Raw genomic sequence first — 940 nt, 5'->3', positions numbered from 1 at the left:
GACGCGCACGTAGATGTTGCCGTCGCTGCTGGCCTTGGTCTGCGCTAAGCCCTGCGCGGCCTTGAGGAAATGATCGTTGAAAGCGCCTGTGGCGACCTGCTCGAGCGAGGTGCCCCAAACCGTCAGCGGTACCGACCAGATTTTGGAGGCGGGCGTAGCTTTCCAGATACTGACCTCATAACCGATCGAGCTGTCAAAGCCGGACCAATCTCCGTTACCGAGGTAGTTCAGCACATTACCTGGCGTGCTCCCGACCCACTTCGCGTACGCAGCAAAGGCGGCAGGATCGTTGCCGACATACACACCTGTCTGGGTCAATCCGTGCCTCCTGCCGAGGATGTCGAAAAATGTTGTGGAGGGCAGGCAATACTATCCAGATTGGCTGGAATGGTGGCATTTATGCAACACTATGGCGATGAAAGCATGAAGTTATATAATTCTTGTATTATTAAGTAATAAGTCCAATAATTCGCCTCCTGTTAGATACTATTATTTATAATTGTCGCGCCGCTTTGATGCTCGCTCGAAACTATTAGAACACTTCACCCTTAATGGATACGCTTATCTAAAGTACCGCTTGGCGTTGCGATTTTTAGAGCATGATCAGGTGTTAGCATAACCCCGGTAAACCTGATGCACAAACCTGTCAGGAAAGGCTGCGCGGAATTTAAAAATCTCAGGATTTTGAACGTAGCGTAGCGTAGCTAAGCTGATGCAGAGGCGTTCGTCAGCGGTTATAGTACCGAAGACGAGGGCGGGGCGTGCTGTGGCTGGGTACGGGCTTCGGCTTTTTCTACAGCTAGGGCCTGTCGTCGTCTGAACGGATTGGCTTGGCTAGCGTTTTCGTTTCTCTGATGCAGGAGGGACGATGCTGAGCGACGCCCAGCGGTCTGAACTGGAGCCCTTGGTCGAGGCCTGCCGGCCCAAGGCCAAGACGCCC

At 53.0% G+C, this 940-nt stretch carries 1 pseudogene; it reads right to left on the bottom strand.

The features are described from left to right. Positions 1 to 318, bottom strand: a pseudogene (locus MKK70_RS06890) (hypothetical protein); the annotation flags it as partial. Positions 319 to 940 lie beyond the last annotated feature (622 nt).

The organism is Methylobacterium sp. E-041, assembly GCF_022829665.1.
In the GTDB taxonomy this organism is placed as follows: Bacteria; Pseudomonadota; Alphaproteobacteria; order Rhizobiales; family Beijerinckiaceae; genus Methylobacterium.
This window is presented reverse-complemented; position numbering and strand designations above follow the sequence as displayed.